The 15,919-nt window shown below is 64.8% G+C and carries 16 protein-coding genes; 4 read left to right on the plus strand and 12 right to left on the minus strand.

The features are described 5' to 3' along the window. Positions 1-44 precede the first annotated feature (44 nt). The 6 genes from ASE39_RS26190 to ASE39_RS02525 form a co-directional block, all read right to left on the minus strand. Entirely contained in the window at positions 45-860 is an 816-nt protein-coding gene (locus tag ASE39_RS26190) for a hypothetical protein (RefSeq protein WP_140426660.1), read from the minus strand. Positions 861-992: 132 nt separating this feature from the next. Further along, positions 993-1,691, minus strand: coding sequence for a hypothetical protein (locus tag ASE39_RS02505; RefSeq protein ID WP_057270068.1), 699 nt, complete (start codon positions 1,689-1,691; stop codon positions 993-995). Positions 1,692-1,797: 106 nt separating this feature from the next. Further along, positions 1,798-2,130, minus strand: coding sequence for an addiction module antidote protein (locus ASE39_RS02510; RefSeq protein WP_057270069.1), 333 nt, complete (start codon positions 2,128-2,130; stop codon positions 1,798-1,800). Next, on the minus strand, positions 2,127-2,456 hold the full coding sequence (locus ASE39_RS02515; RefSeq protein ID WP_057270070.1) for a type II toxin-antitoxin system RelE/ParE family toxin: 330 nt from the start codon (positions 2,454-2,456) through the stop codon (positions 2,127-2,129). The genes ASE39_RS02510 and ASE39_RS02515 overlap by 4 nt, the downstream gene beginning before the upstream one ends. A 19-nt stretch (positions 2,457-2,475) precedes the next feature. After that, positions 2,476-3,813, minus strand: a complete 1,338-nt coding sequence (locus ASE39_RS02520; protein WP_057270071.1) for an integrase family protein — start codon at positions 3,811-3,813, stop codon at positions 2,476-2,478. Positions 3,814-4,176: 363 nt separating this feature from the next. Next, on the minus strand, positions 4,177-5,382 hold the full coding sequence (locus tag ASE39_RS02525) for an alpha-hydroxy acid oxidase (RefSeq protein ID WP_057270308.1): 1,206 nt from the start codon (positions 5,380-5,382) through the stop codon (positions 4,177-4,179). Positions 5,383-5,494: 112 nt separating this feature from the next. Here ASE39_RS02525 and ASE39_RS02530 point away from each other — a divergent pair, with 112 nt between their 5' ends. Next, positions 5,495-6,397, plus strand: coding sequence for a LysR family transcriptional regulator (locus ASE39_RS02530; protein ID WP_057270072.1), 903 nt, complete (start codon positions 5,495-5,497; stop codon positions 6,395-6,397). A gap of 240 nt (positions 6,398-6,637) precedes the next feature. On the opposite strand, the gene serS is transcribed toward ASE39_RS02530, so the two are convergent. Both serS and ASE39_RS02540 read right to left on the minus strand, forming a co-directional pair. Further along, positions 6,638-7,954, minus strand: coding sequence for a serine--tRNA ligase (serS, locus tag ASE39_RS02535; protein WP_057270073.1), 1,317 nt, complete (start codon positions 7,952-7,954; stop codon positions 6,638-6,640). A 33-nt stretch (positions 7,955-7,987) separates the two neighbouring features. Then, entirely contained in the window at positions 7,988-8,932 is a 945-nt protein-coding gene (locus tag ASE39_RS02540) for a threonine/serine dehydratase (protein ID WP_057270074.1), read from the minus strand. Positions 8,933-9,102: 170 nt separating this feature from the next. Here ASE39_RS02540 and ASE39_RS02545 point away from each other — a divergent pair, with 170 nt between their 5' ends. After that, the gene (locus ASE39_RS02545; RefSeq protein WP_057270309.1) at positions 9,103-9,819 is read left to right on the plus strand and encodes a CBS domain-containing protein; all 717 of its coding nucleotides are present in this window, start codon (positions 9,103-9,105) and stop codon (positions 9,817-9,819) included. A 111-nt stretch (positions 9,820-9,930) separates the two neighbouring features. On the opposite strand, the gene ispH is transcribed toward ASE39_RS02545, so the two are convergent. Next, positions 9,931-10,926, minus strand: coding sequence for a 4-hydroxy-3-methylbut-2-enyl diphosphate reductase (gene ispH / locus ASE39_RS02550; RefSeq protein WP_057270075.1), 996 nt, complete (start codon positions 10,924-10,926; stop codon positions 9,931-9,933). Continuing rightward, entirely contained in the window at positions 10,926-11,390 is a 465-nt protein-coding gene (locus ASE39_RS02555) for an FKBP-type peptidyl-prolyl cis-trans isomerase (RefSeq protein ID WP_057270310.1), read from the minus strand. The genes ispH and ASE39_RS02555 overlap by 1 nt, the downstream gene beginning before the upstream one ends. 354 nt (positions 11,391-11,744) lie before the next feature. Here ASE39_RS02555 and radC point away from each other — a divergent pair, with 354 nt between their 5' ends. Both radC and ASE39_RS02565 read left to right on the plus strand, forming a co-directional pair. Next, a complete protein-coding gene (gene radC, locus ASE39_RS02560; RefSeq protein WP_010463323.1) occupies positions 11,745-12,458 on the plus strand; it encodes a DNA repair protein RadC in 714 nt (237 codons plus the stop codon). Positions 12,459-12,652: 194 nt separating this feature from the next. Beyond that, positions 12,653-13,399: a Smr/MutS family protein gene (locus ASE39_RS02565; RefSeq protein WP_081474660.1), complete on the plus strand. Its 747-nt coding sequence runs from the start codon at positions 12,653-12,655 to the stop codon at positions 13,397-13,399. A gap of 129 nt (positions 13,400-13,528) precedes the next feature. Here the strand turns inward: ASE39_RS02565 and ASE39_RS02570 are convergent, their stop codons facing one another. Together ASE39_RS02570 and ASE39_RS02575 are read right to left on the minus strand one after the other, a co-directional pair. Beyond that, entirely contained in the window at positions 13,529-15,604 is a 2,076-nt protein-coding gene (locus ASE39_RS02570) for a bifunctional 2',3'-cyclic-nucleotide 2'-phosphodiesterase/3'-nucleotidase (protein WP_057270076.1), read from the minus strand. A gap of 94 nt (positions 15,605-15,698) precedes the next feature. Beyond that, positions 15,699-15,917, minus strand: coding sequence for a hypothetical protein (locus tag ASE39_RS02575; protein ID WP_010463317.1), 219 nt, complete (start codon positions 15,915-15,917; stop codon positions 15,699-15,701). Positions 15,918-15,919: the final 2 nt, after the last annotated feature.

Consider the following 15,919-nt stretch of genomic DNA (forward strand, 5'->3'; position numbering starts at 1 on the left):
CGGCATTCCCGGCGTTCCTTCCGGGAACTGCGGGAATCAGGGCATCAATTTTTCGCCAGCTTGCGCAGCGCTGGCCAACGGTTTTGGACCGTTTTCAAGCTCAAAGGCTGTGCAATTTCACGCACAAAAAGGCTTCCACGGCTGGGCCCGGTTCCTTTGTCGAATGGGCCATTCGGTCCGGCTTTTGCTTCCAAAGCGCGGTATAGCTCTTTCGCTGTCGCATATTGCCCGGCCTGCATTACTTCCACGATATAGGCGCTTGAAACGTCCCACCATGTGCGGGGCTTTGACTTGGCATTCGTCACCGGCGCGGCTGGCGTGGAATCGGACTCCATTCGCCTTGCTACATGCTCCATGAACGATACAGTTTCAGGGGCCAGCTTGATTTGCATCTCCTGCGCAGCGCTGTACCAGCCCAACAATGAGCGACACGGGCGGGGGTTCAGCGCCGCATAGTTAGAAAGCCTGCGGTCTAGGTGCTCAAGGTGCCAATCAGGCAAGTCGGGGCGCATGGTGGTTTTGGCGTCCTCGAAGCTAATCTTTCGGGGGTTGTGTAGACACAGCAACATTGCAGCTTCGCGGGCTAACACATCAGGAAGAGCAACCCAATGTTCAAGGTCCAGAAAAACGTCATAGAACCCGAACTGCTCGGCCTGTCGTTCATGCTCGTTCTTCATGCCCGAGAAGTCGCCTACGTTGGGTTGGGTTGGCCCCAGCTCTTTGCACATCGGTTTGAAATCATCACAGTCGCCGCGCATGACACGCATCTCATGCTCGGCCTCGGCAAGCTCGCGCTTGGCTTTTTCAATGTCGGCCTCTAAAACCTCAATGGGAACGCAAAAAGGTGGGCCGGAGTCCAAAATCGCTTGTCTGCGCTCTAGTTTTAACTGCGCTGTCTCCAGCCATAAAACTCTTGACCACTTTGAGCTTGAACTCTGTCTGATACTTCTTCATGAAACCCCTTGAAGTTTGTCCAACTTCTGGGGGTCAGTTCAGATACAGCTGCGGCGGCTGTCTGCCCACAATAGCTGGCGCACCATGGCTTTGCGCCACGCCTTCCACTTGTCGGCTACTGCGGCCTGCGCCCGCTCTGTTTGGGCTTTCAGGTCGGCCACTGACGCCACAGCACGTGCGCGGCGCGCACTCGCTTCATTGCTGGTGATTCCCTGCTCAGACACGACCTCACGTTCATTGGCTTGTCCGTTTGCATCGTCGTATTGTTGAGCCATCGCAGAAGCGCGTGCGTCTTCGTCATGGTCAAACTCACCAACAGTCGTTTGCGCAGAAGCGGCCACTGCGTAGGCTTCGGCCAGGGCGTCGCGCACCCACCTCATGCGGTCTGTAAACCGGTTCAGGGCGTCATCAGCGAGCGGATAGCCAAGCTGATACTCCATTGCATGCATGATGGATTGGCCTGGGCCGTCAATCATGGCGGCTGCAAGCTGCGCTGCATTGAACGGGACGGGCAGGAATGGTGCTGTATCTGGATTGGGGCTGCCTGGCCATCCCATTTCGTCGGCAAACGTCCAGTTAAATAGAGTTCCAGGCTGGCACACGTCCCGGAATGCCTCGGTTGCGTACACCCCGTTTTCTTTGATTACGTAGGGCTTGAGGTCGTACTCCCCGTACTCTGGGTAAGCGAACTTCATCAAGGCTTCGGCGGTGGCCGAGTCATACAGGCGTTGGCTCACTGCATCCTCCCGAATGCTGCTCCCTCGATAAGAGCCCCAGCAGGCCAGCGGGAGGCACCGGCTTTTCGGCTCGGTTTCGAAGCGGGCCTAGCTGGGGCAAAACCGATTAGGCGTGCGCGCTGTCCTGTCGCGTCACAGCCAAATGCAATCCGGCCGCATTCAGCACGGCCAGCAGAGTTTTAACGGTGGGGTTTCCCTTGGGCCCCAGCGCTCGGTAAAGGCTTTCACGCGGTATGCCCGCACGCTCTGCCACTGCGGCCATACCTTGTGCTTCGGCCACTTGGCGCAGGGCGGCCAGCAACGCAGCTTGTCCGCCGGGTTGGTCGGCTTCTTCCAAGGCGACGGCCAGATACTCATTGGCAAAGTCGGGGTCTGCCTTCAGCAGTTCCACCACGGCGGCATCGTGCGGGCGACTTGCTGGCTGTTTCTTCGCTGTCATGGTGTTTTCCTTCGCTGTTGCCAATCGCGCCAGTGCGTCAGGGCTGCGGCAATGTCAGACTGCTGGGCGCGCTTGTCGCCACCGGCCAGCAGCAACACAAGGCGCTTTCCGGCTTGGGCGTAATACACGCGGTAGCCCGGCCCCCAATCAATGCGTAGTTCCCAAACCCCTTCAGCAATGGGTTTGCAGTCCCCAAAGTTGCCAGCGGCCATGCGGCCCACTCGCACCAGCACGCGGGCCCTTGCTTGTCTGTCCGCCAGCGCGGCAAGCCATTGCGCGTAGGGGTCTTGTCCGCTTGGGCTCAGGTAAGTCTGAACTTCAAACATGGGTTCTGTGAATTATACGTTACACAACCGCACGCAGTGTACTGGGCGCGGCCTTGGCATCAAATACAACCCCCGCCTGCTCCAGCACCCACGCCTCGATGCGCTCATGGTGAACGCGCAGGAGGTCCAGCGGGCGCACGGTGTAATGCTTTTCAGCGGTTGCGCTGGGCTTGTGGCCCATGATTTGAGCCACCACACCGGTGGGTATTTCCAGCCACTCTGTGAGGCTCTTGAAACTGCGGCGCAGGCCATGCACGGTCAAGGCGTCGATACCGGCCACTGCGCAGGCGTCATGGTGCGGATTGCGCGGAATGACGATGCAGCCACCAGCGGCGGTCGTGCTGGAAAAAACAAAGTCAGTGCGGCGGGGCAGGGCTGCCAGCAGGTGCCACACATACGGCGTCAAAGGGATAACTCGGGTGCCCTCCACTTTGTCCCGAATGGTCAGTCCACGCCACTTGGTGTTTATGTCCTCCCAGCGCAAGCCCAGCACCTCGCCAGCCCTCGCGCCAGTCAGCAGCAGGGTTTGCAGGTAGGCGGCAATCACGGGGTTTTGCAGGGTGCGCACGGCGTCAAACCATGCGGGCAATTGTTCCTTCAATAGTGCATCCTGCTTCACCCCTGCCTTGCCCAAACTCTCGCGCGCCTTGTTTGTCTTGGCAGGGTTCACGCTGGGAACCACAAGCGCATATTCCGGCTGTTCTGCGCACCAGCCTAAAAAGGCTTTCAGACAGCGCCACGCAAGGCGGGCAGCAGCGGGGCGGGCTTGTGTCTCGCGTTCGGCCCACGCCTCGATAGTGGGTGCGGTCAGGTCACGCAGCGCAAGCAAAGTAAGGGGATGCAGGATGCCCGGTGCAGTCACGCCACCGGCGGCGCGTTTGGACGCAACGCCGCCGGGCTTCACCAGCAATAGATGCTCGCTGTAATGACGCGCTCCCCAGCGTGGGCGGCGGGCCTCCAGATACGCGGTCCAGGCCTCGCCCACGGTCACGGCCTTGGCAGCGGCGGCGGCTTTCTCTGCGGCTTTGTCCGCCTGGTGCTGGCGCTCTATCTCTCGGGGGTCTTGCCCGTTGTCCAGCACCACGGCGAGGCGGCGGGCTTCGGTGCGGGCCTGCTCAATGCTCCACAGCTTCACGTCCCCAATGGTGCGGCGGATGGTCTGGCGGTTCAGCTTCGCCTCATACACAAAAGATTTGGCACCAGCAGCAGTGACACGCACGCGCAGGCCGGGGGCTTCGGTATCGCGCATAAATGCCTGTTGCTTGCCAGCGGGGCAGGTCAGGCGCTCGATTGCGCCAGCGGTCAGGTTGATGCGCTGGGCAATGTCTGGCGCGTCTGTCTTTTTGGGGCGGGCCATGCTGATTGCTCCGGTCTGTTTTGGCTACATGAGAAATCATGTAGCCACCATGTAGCCACCATGTAGCCAGAATGCCCCAATTTTGGGGAATTTCAATCAACACCCAGGCTGTTTGCCCATCCAGTGCAATGCATGTAACGTGTTGATTTGTATTGATTCTATCAGCGTCAATCAACACCTTGAAATGCTATGCTCGCCTGACTCGAAATCAGGCGTAGTGGCAACACTACCGTGGGTTCGAATCCCACCCTCTCCGCCACTGACAAAGCCCTGATGCTATCTAATCAATAGCGCAGGGCTTTTTCTTTGGACGCCTTGGACGGATAAGGGTGCACTTCCGTGCCGTCCATTGAAATCTGCCTCTCAACCCCGCTGGCGCACGATGTGCTGGGGCCCCAGTTCGCTGCAACCCGTGGCACCGAGCATGGCAAGGTTGCGATCGACCTCGTCGCGCAGCAACGTGATTGCGTGGTGCACCCCCGCCTCCCCGGCGACGGCGGCTGCATAGTTGAACGGACGTCCCACCAGAACCAAACGCGCGCCCAGCGCAACGGCCTTGAGCACGTCGGAGCCGCGCCGAAAGCCTCCATCCACAAGCACCGGGTAGCCAGCGCCTACAGCGGCAACCACCTCTTCCAACACGCGCATCGGCGATACGGCCCCGTCGAGCTGGCGCCCTCCGTGGTTGGACAACACCACGCCATCCGCCCCGGCACGCTGTGCCTGCAACACGTCCTCCACGCTGAGCAGACCCTTCACGACCAAGGGCCCCTTCCAGCGGCGGCGAATGGCCTCGATGTGGCGCCAGTTCAGATGGTCACGCGCCGAAAAGTCGCGCAGCACGGTGGAAGAGACAATGGGGGCGCCGCGCGCAGCAAAAGAGTTCTCGAAATGCGGCATGCCGTGGCGCAGCAATGCGCGCACAAAGGTGCTCGCCACCCAGCGTGGCCGCACCAGGCCGTCCCATGCCAGGCGCAGGCTGGGGCGCAAGGGTGTGGAAAAGCCCGTGCGGATGTTGTTCTCCCGGTTCGCCGAGATCGGGATGTCCACCGTGACAACGAGGGTGCGGAAACCTGCACGCCCCACACGGTCAATGAGTGCGTCGATGCGCGCCTGGTCGCCAGGCAGGTAGGCCTGGAACCAGGTGCCCGGGCTGTCACGTGCCACGTCTTCCATCGGTATCAGCGAGGTGCCACTCATCACCGAAACAATGCCCGCGCGACGGGCCGCACGCGCCAGCACAAGATCGCCCCGGTAGGTGGACAGCGCGTTGATGCCCATGGGGGCGATGCCGAAGGGACTGCTGTAGTGCTCGCCAAACAGCTCCACGGTTTGGGAACGCTGCGATACGTCGCGCAGCACCCGCGTTACGAAGGCGAAGTCCTCAAACACGGCCCGGTTGTCACGCAGCGAGGCGCTGTCCTCGGCCGCACCAGCGATGTAGCCGAAGATCGGCCGGGGCAGGCGCTGCCGTGCGGCCTCTTCGAAGTCGTGCAGCGACAACATGCGTCGCAAGACGGCAGGCGGGCGCGGTGTGGCGGCGGGTGCGGAAACAGGGTGGATGGCCATGGTGCGGGTTTCATTGCGTTCAGGAAGCAGCGCCACTGTAGATTTTCAGTTCGGTGAATGAAAGCGGAATATTTAGAATGATTTCATTCGCTTTTCACCACTAATTTCGCCCATGCCCCATCCATCATTCAAACAGCTTGAAGCCTTCTGGTGGGCGGCCAACTGCGCCAATTTCGTGACGGCGGCCGAGCGCGTGCACCTGTCGGTGTCGTCCCTGTCCAAACGCATCACCGAGCTGGAATCCACCCTGGGCCAGCCGCTGTTTGACCGCAGCGGGCACCGCGCCGTGCTCACCGAGGCGGGTGAACGCCTGCTGCCGGCCGCACTGGGGGTGCTCAACGCCATGGCGGCGCTAGGCCACGCACTGGAGGCTGGCAGGGAACTCACGGGCCGCTGCCGTTTTGGCACGGGAGACCTTTCCGCACTCACCTGGCTTCCTGCCTTTGTGGCCATGGCGCGGCGCACCCACCCGGGTCTGGCGCTGGAGCCCTGTGTGGATGTGGGCGAAGTTCTGGGGCGTCGCCTGGACGACGGTGAACTGGACTTTGCCGTGATCGCAGGACGCGCGTCGCGCAGCACGCTGCTGTCGCAGCCCGTGGGTGCCGCACATTTCGCCTGGGCCGTGTCACCCAGCCTGCCGGGGGCTGGCCGCCTGGGCGCCAAAGCGCTGCTGCAGCAGCATCCACTGGTCACGCTGCCGCCAGGCGCGGGCACCACGCGGCTGCTGGACGACTGGTTGCTTGCACAAGGGGTCACCGTCCGCGAGCACATCCTGTGCAACAGCTTGGGGGCCGTGGCGGGCATGCTGCGCGCAGGGGTGGGCGTGGGGTTTCTGCCCTCGGGATGGGTGCGCCCGCTGGGCTTGCGTGCCGTGGGCGGGCGCAACCCGCTTGCGCCGCTGCAGTACACGTTCCAGTGGCGGCGTGGCGACGCACGGGCGCTGATCCCCGCCATGCAGCGCCTGGCGCAGGCACAGGTGGACTTTTCGGCACCACGCGGGCTGGCCACCCACTAGCCTGGACACACTCCAAAAGAAAACGGGCCACAAGGGCCCGTCGTGGCTGGCATCTCGCCAGCGGGGAGCGTGCAGAACTCAGAGGCTGAGAGTTTTTTAGCCAAGCCCGAAAGGCGCGCGAAAACGCCTCGGATCTAGGCGTAAAGCACAGCCATAGCCCGGGCTATGGCGAGCATTTGCAACGACGAGCCGGGGCTTTTTGGCGTGCAAGGCGGGCGTGGATAAAAGACTCTCAGCCTCTCAGGGCTGGAGCACTGCCACACCGCCCATGTAGGGGCGCAGCACCTCAGGCACCTCTACAGAGCCGTCGGCGCGCTGGTAGTTTTCCAGCACCGCCACCAGCGTGCGGCCCACGGCCAGGCCCGAGCCGTTGAGGGTGTGCACCAACTCGTTCTTGCCTTGCGCGTTCTTGAAGCGGGCCTGCAGGCGGCGGGCCTGGAAGGCCTCGCAGTTGCTCACCGAGCTGATCTCGCGGTAGGTGTTCTGCGCGGGCAGCCACACTTCCAGGTCATAGGTCTTAGCCGCGCCAAAACCCATGTCGCCCGTGCACAGGCTCATCACGCGGTAGGGCAAGCCCAGCTTTTGCAGCACCGCCTCGGCGTGGCGGGTCATTTCTTCCAGCGCTTCGTAGCTCTTTTCGGGGTGCACGATCTGCACCATCTCGACCTTGTCGAACTGGTGCTGGCGGATCATGCCGCGCGTGTCGCGGCCATAGCTGCCGGCCTCAGACCGGAAACACGGCGTGTGGGCCGTGAGCTTGATGGGCAATTCAGCCTCGGCCACCACCACATCGCGCACAAAGTTGGTCAACGGCACTTCGCTGGTGGGGATGAGGTACAGCGCCGCGTTGTCGGGCACGGGCTCGCCGTCCTGGCCGCCCTTCTTGGCCGCGAACAAATCGCCTTCGAACTTGGGCAGCTGGCCCGTGCCCTTGAGCGAGTCGGCGTTCACGGCGTAGGGCACGTAGCACTCGGTGTAACCATGCTCCTGGGTCTGCACGTCCAGCATGAACTGGGCGAGCGCACGGTGCAGGCGGGCGATGGTGCCCTTCATCACGGTGAAGCGCGAGCCTGAAAGCTTGACGCCCATGTCGAAGTCCAGGCCGAGCGGTGTGCCCACGTCCACATGGTCTTTCACTTCGAAATCGAAGGTGCCGGGCGTGCCCCAGCGGCGTACTTCCACGTTGCCGGCTTCGTCGCTGCCCACCGGCACGGATTCGTGCGGCAGGTTGGGCACCGCGACCAGCATGGCCAGCAGTTCGGCCTGCACTTGTTCCAGGCGGGCGGCGGATTGCTCCAGCTCCACCTTGCCTGCGGCCACCTGGGCCTTGACGGCTTCGGCACCATCCTTGTCGCCGCGGCTCATCAGCATGCCGACTTGCTTGGACAGCTGGGTGCGCTGGGCCTGCAGCTCTTCAGTGCGGGTCTGGAGTGTCTTGCGCTCGGACTCCAGGGACTGGAACGCCGAGACGTCCAGGAAGGCCTGGGGCTTTTTGCGGGTTTCCAGCCGCGCGATGGCGGTGTCGAGGTCTTTGCGGAGGAGAAGGATGTCAAGCATAGTGTCGATTTTAAAGGGGCGGTCGGTCTCGGCTCAGGCGAGGCTGACAGGGTCAAAGTTGGCGCCGCAAAGAATGAGCGCCACCGTTTCCTGCGGTTGGGGCTTGTATGCGCCGGTTTGCAATGCGGCCAGGCCCAGGGCGGCAGCGGGCTCCACGGCCAGTTTCAGCTCCTTCCACAGCCACAACTGGGCGGCACGGATGGCGTCGTCGGGCAGCAGCAGCGCATCGTGCACGTGGCGCTGGCTCACCTCCCAGCCGATGGCGCCGATGCGACGGGCGCCCAGGGAATCGGCGGCCACGCCACCCACTTCCACATCCACTGGCTGACCCGCAGCGCGCGCCGCATGCAAGGTAGGCGCGCGTTCGGGTTCCAGCGCGACCACATGGGCGCGGCTCTCCACCCACGCGGCCACGCCACCAATGAGGCCGCCGCCGCCCACGCTGACCAGCACCGTGTCGGGCAGGTGGCCGCCCTGCTCTTCCATCTCCAGCGCCAGGGTGCCCGCGCCCGCCACCACTTCGGGCTGGTCGTAGGCGTGGGCCTGCAGCGCGCCTGTGGCCTTCTGGCGGGCAACGCAGGCTACAAAGGCTTCGGAATAGGCTGCGCCTGTGACGACCACCTCTGCCCCCAGGGCACGCAAGCGCGCCCGTTTGGCTTCGGGCGAGACTTCAGGCACAAACACCTCGCAGCGCACACCCAGGGCCTTGGCAGCGGCGGCCACGGCAATGCCGGCGTTGCCGCCGGAGGCGATGATCACGCCGCTCTCGGGCACCGGGTTGGCCAGCAGGCGGTACAACATGCCGCGCGCCTTGAAGCTGCCGCCCACCTGCAGGTGCTCCAGCTTGAGCCAGACCTCGCCGCAGTCCACGCCCAGGGATCGGCCCGGCACGCGCATCAGCGGCGTGGTGCGCAGAAAGTCGGGCTGGGCGGCGGAAATGTGGCGGCGGGCGGCGGCAATAGCGGCGCGGTCGATCATGCAAGGGGCTCCGATGGGGCAAAGGGAGGCAGTGTAGGGGTTGCCCGCAACATGCGGACACAACCTCCATTGCATGCGCGCCGCACAACTGCCGATAACATGGGTAGGGCAGTACCGCACGCGAACACCCTTCGCGGGCCTGCAAGGCGTACCCGTTGGAGGAGGAAAACATGTTCTTTGTGTTCGGACCATCGGGGCAGATGTACCGGGGAGGCCCGGAAAACCTGTCGCAGATCTCGCCGGTGCGGCGCGTGCAGCGGCCCCAGGCGCTGCACACCCGGGCGCTGGATGTGCCCGGTGAACCCGTGCCAGCCTTCCCCACACCGCCTCACCCTGCAACGTCGGACGCCGCCACAGCCCCCGCGGTCGTCAACCTGCGCATGCAGGACGCCGTGAGCGCCTACGCCCAGACCGGACAAGGCCCCCAGGTGGCCCGCCAGCCGCTCACCAAGGTCAGCGACGTGATGACCACCGGTGCCCTCAGTGTGCAGCCGGAGGCCCGCGTGAACGACGCCTGGCAGACCCTGGCCGAGCACAAGGTGGCGCAGGCCCCCGTGGTGGATACGCTGGGCCGCGTGATCGGGCTGCTGCTGCGGGCCGACATGGCGCCGCTGGACCTGCTGCCCCAGCCAGGCGCCGTCAAGCAGGCCATCGACCTGGCGCGCCGTCCCGTGTCCGAAGTGATGGTGAGCCCCGTGCCCACCGTGGCGCCCGACACCGAACTGCGCCGCGTGGCCGCTGTGTTGCTGGACACCGGCCTGCCCGGCCTGCCGGTGACCGACGAAGCGGGGGTGCTGTCGGGCTTTATCTCGCGCACCGACATCCTGCGTGCGGTGGCCGCCGACCCGCCGCTGGATCTGTGGAGCGGGCCGGCGGTGTCGCTGTAGCGATCGGCCGGTGTCCGTGCGGTGAGAATTCGATAAAAATTGAGCACCAGCGCTTATCCATCAAGCGCCAATAGCTATCAATTTAGAAGCACCCTCCCTGCACCACGCTGCTCAATGCCCCGCAGGCCCCGTCTCCGGCGTGCGTTCGGTGATGCTCAGGCCCGTGGCTGCGTCGATCTTGAGCCCCTTGGGCAGTGGGAACTTGATGGTTTCCTCGATGCCGGCCATGGTGCGCACCGATACCGCGCCCAGCGCCTTGATGCGATCGATGACCTGCTGCACCAAGATTTCCGGGGCCGAGGCACCGGCGGTGAGGCCCACGCGGGCCGTGCCGTCAAACCACTCGCCGCGCAGCTCGTCAGCACTGTCCACCATGTAGGCGGTGGTACCCAGCTTGGCGGCCAGCTCGCGCAGGCGGTTGCTGTTGGAACTGGTGGGGCTGCCCACCACGATCACCACGTCCACCTGCGGGCTCAGCACCTTCACGGCGTCCTGCCGGTTCTGGGTGGCGTAGCAGATGTCCTGCTGCTTGGGCTCGCGCACGCTGGGGAATCGTGCACGCACGGCGGCAGAAATCTCGGCGGCGTCGTCCACACTCAATGTGGTCTGCGTGACCACCGCGAGTTTTACCGTCTGCGCGGGCTGCACACGGGCCACATCGGCCACGTCTTCCACCAAGTGGATGCCATGGTCCAGCTGGCCCATGGTGCCTTCCACCTCGGGGTGGCCCTTGTGCCCGATCATGATGAATTCGTAGCCCTCCTTGGCGAGCTTGGCCACTTCGACGTGCACCTTGGTCACCAGCGGGCAGGTGGCGTCAAAAATGCTGAAGCCGCGCGCCACGGCCTCTTGCTGTACGGCCTTGCTCACGCCATGGGCGCTGAAGACCAGAGTGGCTCCAGGTGGCACGTCCGACAGCTCTTCGATAAAAATCGCGCCCTTGGCCTTGAGGTCGTTCACCACGTAGGTGTTGTGCACGATCTCGTGGCGCACATAGATGGGGGCGCCAAACTTCTGGATGGCACGCTCCACGATCTCGATGGCGCGGTCCACACCCGCGCAAAACCCGCGCGGCTCGGCCAGCAGGATTTCTTGTGGGGCCTGCATCACAGGATCCCGATCAGTTCGACTTCGAACGTCACCGGCTGGCCCGCCAGTGGGTGGTTGAAGTCAAACAGCACCGCGCCGTCGTCGCGCACCTGCATCACGGCACCGGCATAGCTGCCCTGGCCATCGGGCGTAGGGAACTGCACCACATCGCCCACGTTGTACTTTTCGTCGGGGTCGCCCAGCTCGTTCATCAGCTTGCGCGCCACCCACTGCTGCATGTCGGCATTGCGCTCGCCAAAAGCCTCGCCCGCAGGCAGCTCGAACGTGGTGCGTGTGCCTTCGGCCATACCCAACAGGCGCTGCTCCATGGCGGGCGACAGCTCGCCCGTGCCCAGCGACAGGGTGGCGGGTTTGTCGGTAAAAGTGTTGATCACATCCCCCGCCGGGCCAGCCAGGCGGTAGTGCAGCGTGAGGAAGGAGCCGGGTCGCACCGTGGGAAGGGAAGCGTCGATAGAGGTCATGAAAGTCCAAAAGAGCGTGTTTTGCACTTTTACGTGCCCACGAAAGCCGGGAAAAGGCCCGGCCACTAGGCGCAAAACGCGCCGCGGTATCCATACCGCAAGCGGTTTGCAACAACGTGGCCGGGCCTTTTCCCGGCTTTCCCAGAGGGTTGGGCCCAAAGGCCAGCACTCGCGGCGTTGCAGCCCTTGCCAAGGCCCCGGCCTTGGCGGCAGTCCGCGCCTTGCGATCACTGACCTTTGGACCCAACGTGGGTACGTAAAAGTGCAAAACACGCTCTAAACTGCCCCAATTGTAGAAAACCGGGCAAAGCCCTACGCCCGTCGGCCCCTGACGGGTGTCAAAGACCCTGCGCCATGCCCCTCAAAGACCTGCCCGCCGACGCCCAGCCCCGCGAAAAACTGCTGGCACGCGGCCCCGCCGCCCTGGCCGATGCCGAGCTGCTGGCCATCCTGCTGCGCACCGGCATTGTGGGCAAGGGCGTGCTGCAGATGGCGCAGGAGCTGCTGGACCCGCCCGGCATCGACGCCACCACCGGCTGCATCACAGGTGGCTTTGGCGGCATTGCCGGCCTGCTGCACACCAGCGCCGCCGACCTGGAACGCATCAAGGGCCTGGGCCCCGCCAAACGCGCCGAGCTGGTGGCCGTGCTCGAACTCGCGCGCCGCGCCCTGGCCCAGCAGCTGCGCGAACGCGAGGTGTTCGACTCGCCCGATGCCGTCAAGCACTACCTGCAGCTGCACCTGGCCGCCAAGGGGCACGAGGTGTTTGCGGTGCTGTTCCTCGATGCGCAAAACCGCCTGCTGGCCATGGAGGAGCTGTTTCGCGGCACGCTCACGCAGACCAGCGTGTACCCGCGCGAGGTGGTGCTGCGCGCCCTGCACCACCAGGCGGCCGCCGTGGTGCTGGCCCACAACCACCCCAGCGGCAGCGTGGAACCGAGCCGTGCCGATGAAGCCCTGACGCAAACCCTGAAGACCACGCTGGCCCTGGTGGACGTGCGCGTGCTCGACCATGTGATCGTGGCGCCGGGCCAGGCGCTGTCGATGGCCGAAAAGGGACTGGTGTGACTGCCCCTGCGCCTGCGCCAGCCCACTCGCCCACGGCATTGCACGCCGCGCTGGCACGCGCTACCCGCACGGCTGGGGTAAACAGCACGGCGGCAACAGAGCCAACACCCGCTCCCGCTGCGCCCTCCCCCGCAATCTCCCGGACAGCCCGGCGCGCTGGTTTGGCCGAGAAAAAAGCCGCAGCCAAAGCTGCCATGCGCCCCCTGCGCCACGCCCCCCCAGCACCCGCCGCCGGTGAAATCGCGACACCACCCCGGCGCCGCGCACCACCCACCCCGCGCCGGGCGGGTGAACGCATCACCCAGCTGCAGGACCTGGCCACCGTGGCCCGCCGCCTGCGCGAGGACCAGGAACGCCGCCAGGCCGAGGAAAAAGCCCGACGCGAGGCCGCCGCCCGGGCCGAGGCCGAGCGCCACCTCTTCAGCCGCAGCGTGGGCACTGTCACCCCGCTGCGCAACCCCAACGTGGCGCGGCTGCGCAAGCACCTGCCGCCGCCGCTGCCCGTGCAGCACTGGCTGGACGAAGAGCGGGTGCTGCTCGAATCGATCAGTGACGACTTCGACGTGAGCACCCTGCTCGACACCGACGACCAGCTCAGCTTTCGCCGCCCCGGTATCGGCGTGGAGGTGACACGCCGCCTGCGCTCGGGCCACTGGAGCATCCAGCGCCAGCTCGACCTGCACGGCCTGCGCGTGGACGAGGCGCGCGAGGCGCTGGGCGACTTCATCCGCCAAGCCCACAAGATCGGCCTGCGCTGCGTGCGCGTGGTGCACGGCAAGGGGCTGGGCTCGCCCGGCAAGAGCCCCGTGCTCAAAGGCCGCGTGCAGCGCTGGCTGGTGCAAAAGAACGAGGTACTGGCGTTTGTGCAGGCGCGTCCCATGGACGGAGGCGCCGGGGCGCTGGTCGTGCTGCTGCAGCCCGTGCTGTACAGAAATACATAAGAAAAGAGCTTCTAGCGCTTTATGGAAATGCGCTAGAAGCTATCAAAAACATAGCAATCTATCGGGGTATGCAGCGACGGTGCCGTGAAGGCACGCGCCGCCACACTCCCCGTGGCGGGATGCTGATACCTATTTCGACAGGTCCACGCCGTACTTCGACGTGCCCTTGCCCGATCCGTCATCGGCTGCCAGCAGTGACACATTGGCCAGCCCGGCCGCCTGCGCCACGCTGAGCGCATTGCCCCCCGAACTGAACACCACCGGGCCCGCCACCGTGGCCTTGGCAAAACGCCAGCTCCTGGCCGCACCGTTGGCACTGCGGGTCACCGCCGGGTTCTTGCGGATGTAGTCGATCACCACGTCCCGGTTGGCGTCGGGTGAGGCCCAGATGGTGCCGGAGCCATCGAGCTTGTCGATGAAGCTCTTGCCGCTGGTGGCGCGGTAGTTGTTGGTGGCGATCACGAACTCCTGCGCCACGTCGATGGGCTTGCCCAGGTAGGCCAGGTTCTTGATGCGACTGCCCACGGGCTGGGTCACGTCGATCTGGTACTGCACATCGGGCGTTGTGAACATGTCGAAGTTGTAGCCCGGGAAGGTGCTGATGAGCTGCTGCTCGGTGGTCTTGGCCGGGTCGATCTGGTTGAAGCGCTTGGCAGCGGCCTCCAGCCATTTCTTGATGTCGCCACCGTTCACCTTCACCGCGTACACCGTGTTGGGGTACAGGTACAGGTCGGCCGCGTTGTTGATAGCCAGCGGGCCCACGGCCACGTCGGTGTAGTCGGCGCCGCCCTGGAAGCCGCTCTTGAACGGCGCGCTCACCGACAGCACGGGCAGCTGCGCATACTGCGGCAGGCTGGCCTTGACGTACGCCGCCACGTAGGCCTGCTGCGCCTGGTTCACGATCTGGATCGCGCCGGGGTCGCCCACGTCGGCGAACAGCGTGCTCATGCGGAAGTCGGTCTGGCCGATGGGCGTCTTCACGTACTGGATGGCGGCCTGGTGCTGCGTCTCGATCAGCGGGGCAATGGCGGGGTCGGCATCCACGGTCACCGTCGTGCCCGCAGGGTTCTTGCTCTGTGTGTTGCGCAGCTCGGACTTGCTGGCCGACTTGTTGACCGCCCACTTGGCACCGTCCCACTGCAGTGCCAGCTGCACCACGCCCAGCGACTTGCCCCAGGAGCTGGCCATGACTGCGGGCACGCCATTCACGGTGCCAGCCTTGTGGTCCACGCCCGGCAGGTTGAAGCCCGGCGTGGCCGCCGTGTCAGGGAACACGCCGTGCTGGTGCCCCATCACCATCGCGTCAATGCCCGCCACCTTCGACAGGTGCAGGCCCGGGTTCTCCATGGTGGCCGAGTAGGCCGCGCCATCGAGCCCGCCGTGCAGCAGCGCCACCACGATGTCCGCGCCCTTGGCACGCAGCTCGGGCACGTATTTGGTGGCGGCCTCTACCGTGCCTTCGGTGGTCACCTTGCCTTCCAGATAGCGCTTGTCCCAGTTCATGATGCCGGGCGTGGTGAAGCCGATCACGCCGATCTTGATGGGCAGCTTCACCTCTTTGCCGTCCGCGCCCTTCGCCGTCAGCGTGCGCTCCAGCAGCGTGTAGGGCTGCACCAGCGGCTTCTTCGTCTTGTTGCTGGTCACATTGGCCAGCACCATGGGGAACCCCGCACCCGCGCACTTCTTGCTCGCGTCCACGCCGTCGACATCCAGCCCGCCGCCCAGCACCTGGTTCAGGAACGGCAGGCCGTAGTTGAACTCGTGGTTGCCCAGCGTGCCGGCGTCAAAGCCCAGCGCGCCCATGGCCTTGTACATGGACAGCTGCTGCGTGCAAGGGATGGGGTTGATGGTGGCTTCGTAGTCGGCCAGCGCCGTGCCCTGGATGGTGTCGCCGTTGTCCACCAGCAGGGTGTTGGCAAACTCCTTGCGCGCCGCACGCACCAGCGTGGCAGTGCGCTCGAAGCCGTAGCTCTTGTCCTCGGCCAGCTTGAAGTAGTCGTAGCTGCGCACGTTGAAGTGCAGGTCGGTGGTCTCCAGCACGGCCAGCGTGGCGGTGGCGCCAGCGTTGTTGTTGACGCTGCCGCCATCACCGCCGCCGCACGCGGACAGCGAAGCGGCCAGGGCCAGCACGCTCAGCGTGGCGGTGCGGCGCCCGCCATGGAAGGACGAAAGGGAAAGAAGTCGGCTGCGAGTGCGTTCAGACATGAACAAGGCCCTTGTTGGAACAAGGGTCCGAGTGTCTGGCCGGGGTTTGACAGCGGTGTGACGTGGTGCAAAAGCCCACGCCCTGACCGCCCCGTCAGACGATGCGGTGCACGTCGCCGTTGTGCGGGGAAGCGCTTTCGTGGAACAGGTCTTCCAGAAACTGCGCCAGTTCGTGCTCTTCCACGAAGTCGGGAATCACGAAACCCGAAGGAGTCCGCTTGCCATCGGACCCCACGCGGTAGGCCTGCCACAGCGCGCCCTCACGCCGCACCTCGACGATGCGGCCGAAGACGTTGAAACGGGGGTGGTTCATGG

Origin of the sequence: Acidovorax sp. Root267, assembly GCF_001429215.1 — a bacterium.
Taxonomy (GTDB): Bacteria; Pseudomonadota; Gammaproteobacteria; order Burkholderiales; family Burkholderiaceae_C; genus Acidovorax; species Acidovorax radicis.

Coding starts and splice junctions, on each gene's coding strand:
- ASE39_RS02570 (WP_057270076.1), bottom strand. CDS start 15,604: ATGTCTGAACGCACTCGCAGCCGACTTCTTTCCCTTTCGTCCTTCCAT.
- radC (WP_010463323.1), top strand. CDS start 11,745: ATGCCCCTCAAAGACCTGCCCGCCGACGCCCAGCCCCGCGAAAAACTG.
- ASE39_RS02530 (WP_057270072.1), top strand. CDS start 5,495: ATGCCCCATCCATCATTCAAACAGCTTGAAGCCTTCTGGTGGGCGGCC.
- ASE39_RS02520 (WP_057270071.1), bottom strand. CDS start 3,813: ATGGCCCGCCCCAAAAAGACAGACGCGCCAGACATTGCCCAGCGCATC.
- ASE39_RS02515 (WP_057270070.1), bottom strand. CDS start 2,456: ATGTTTGAAGTTCAGACTTACCTGAGCCCAAGCGGACAAGACCCCTAC.
- ASE39_RS02510 (WP_057270069.1), bottom strand. CDS start 2,130: ATGACAGCGAAGAAACAGCCAGCAAGTCGCCCGCACGATGCCGCCGTG.
- serS (WP_057270073.1), bottom strand. CDS start 7,954: ATGCTTGACATCCTTCTCCTCCGCAAAGACCTCGACACCGCCATCGCG.
- ASE39_RS02575 (WP_010463317.1), bottom strand. CDS start 15,917: ATGAACCACCCCCGTTTCAACGTCTTCGGCCGCATCGTCGAGGTGCGG.
- ASE39_RS02540 (WP_057270074.1), bottom strand. CDS start 8,932: ATGATCGACCGCGCCGCTATTGCCGCCGCCCGCCGCCACATTTCCGCC.
- ASE39_RS02545 (WP_057270309.1), top strand. CDS start 9,103: ATGTTCTTTGTGTTCGGACCATCGGGGCAGATGTACCGGGGAGGCCCG.
- ASE39_RS02525 (WP_057270308.1), bottom strand. CDS start 5,382: ATGGCCATCCACCCTGTTTCCGCACCCGCCGCCACACCGCGCCCGCCT.
- ASE39_RS02555 (WP_057270310.1), bottom strand. CDS start 11,390: ATGACCTCTATCGACGCTTCCCTTCCCACGGTGCGACCCGGCTCCTTC.
- ASE39_RS02565 (WP_081474660.1), top strand. CDS start 12,653: ATGCGCCCCCTGCGCCACGCCCCCCCAGCACCCGCCGCCGGTGAAATC.
- ispH (WP_057270075.1), bottom strand. CDS start 10,926: ATGCAGGCCCCACAAGAAATCCTGCTGGCCGAGCCGCGCGGGTTTTGC.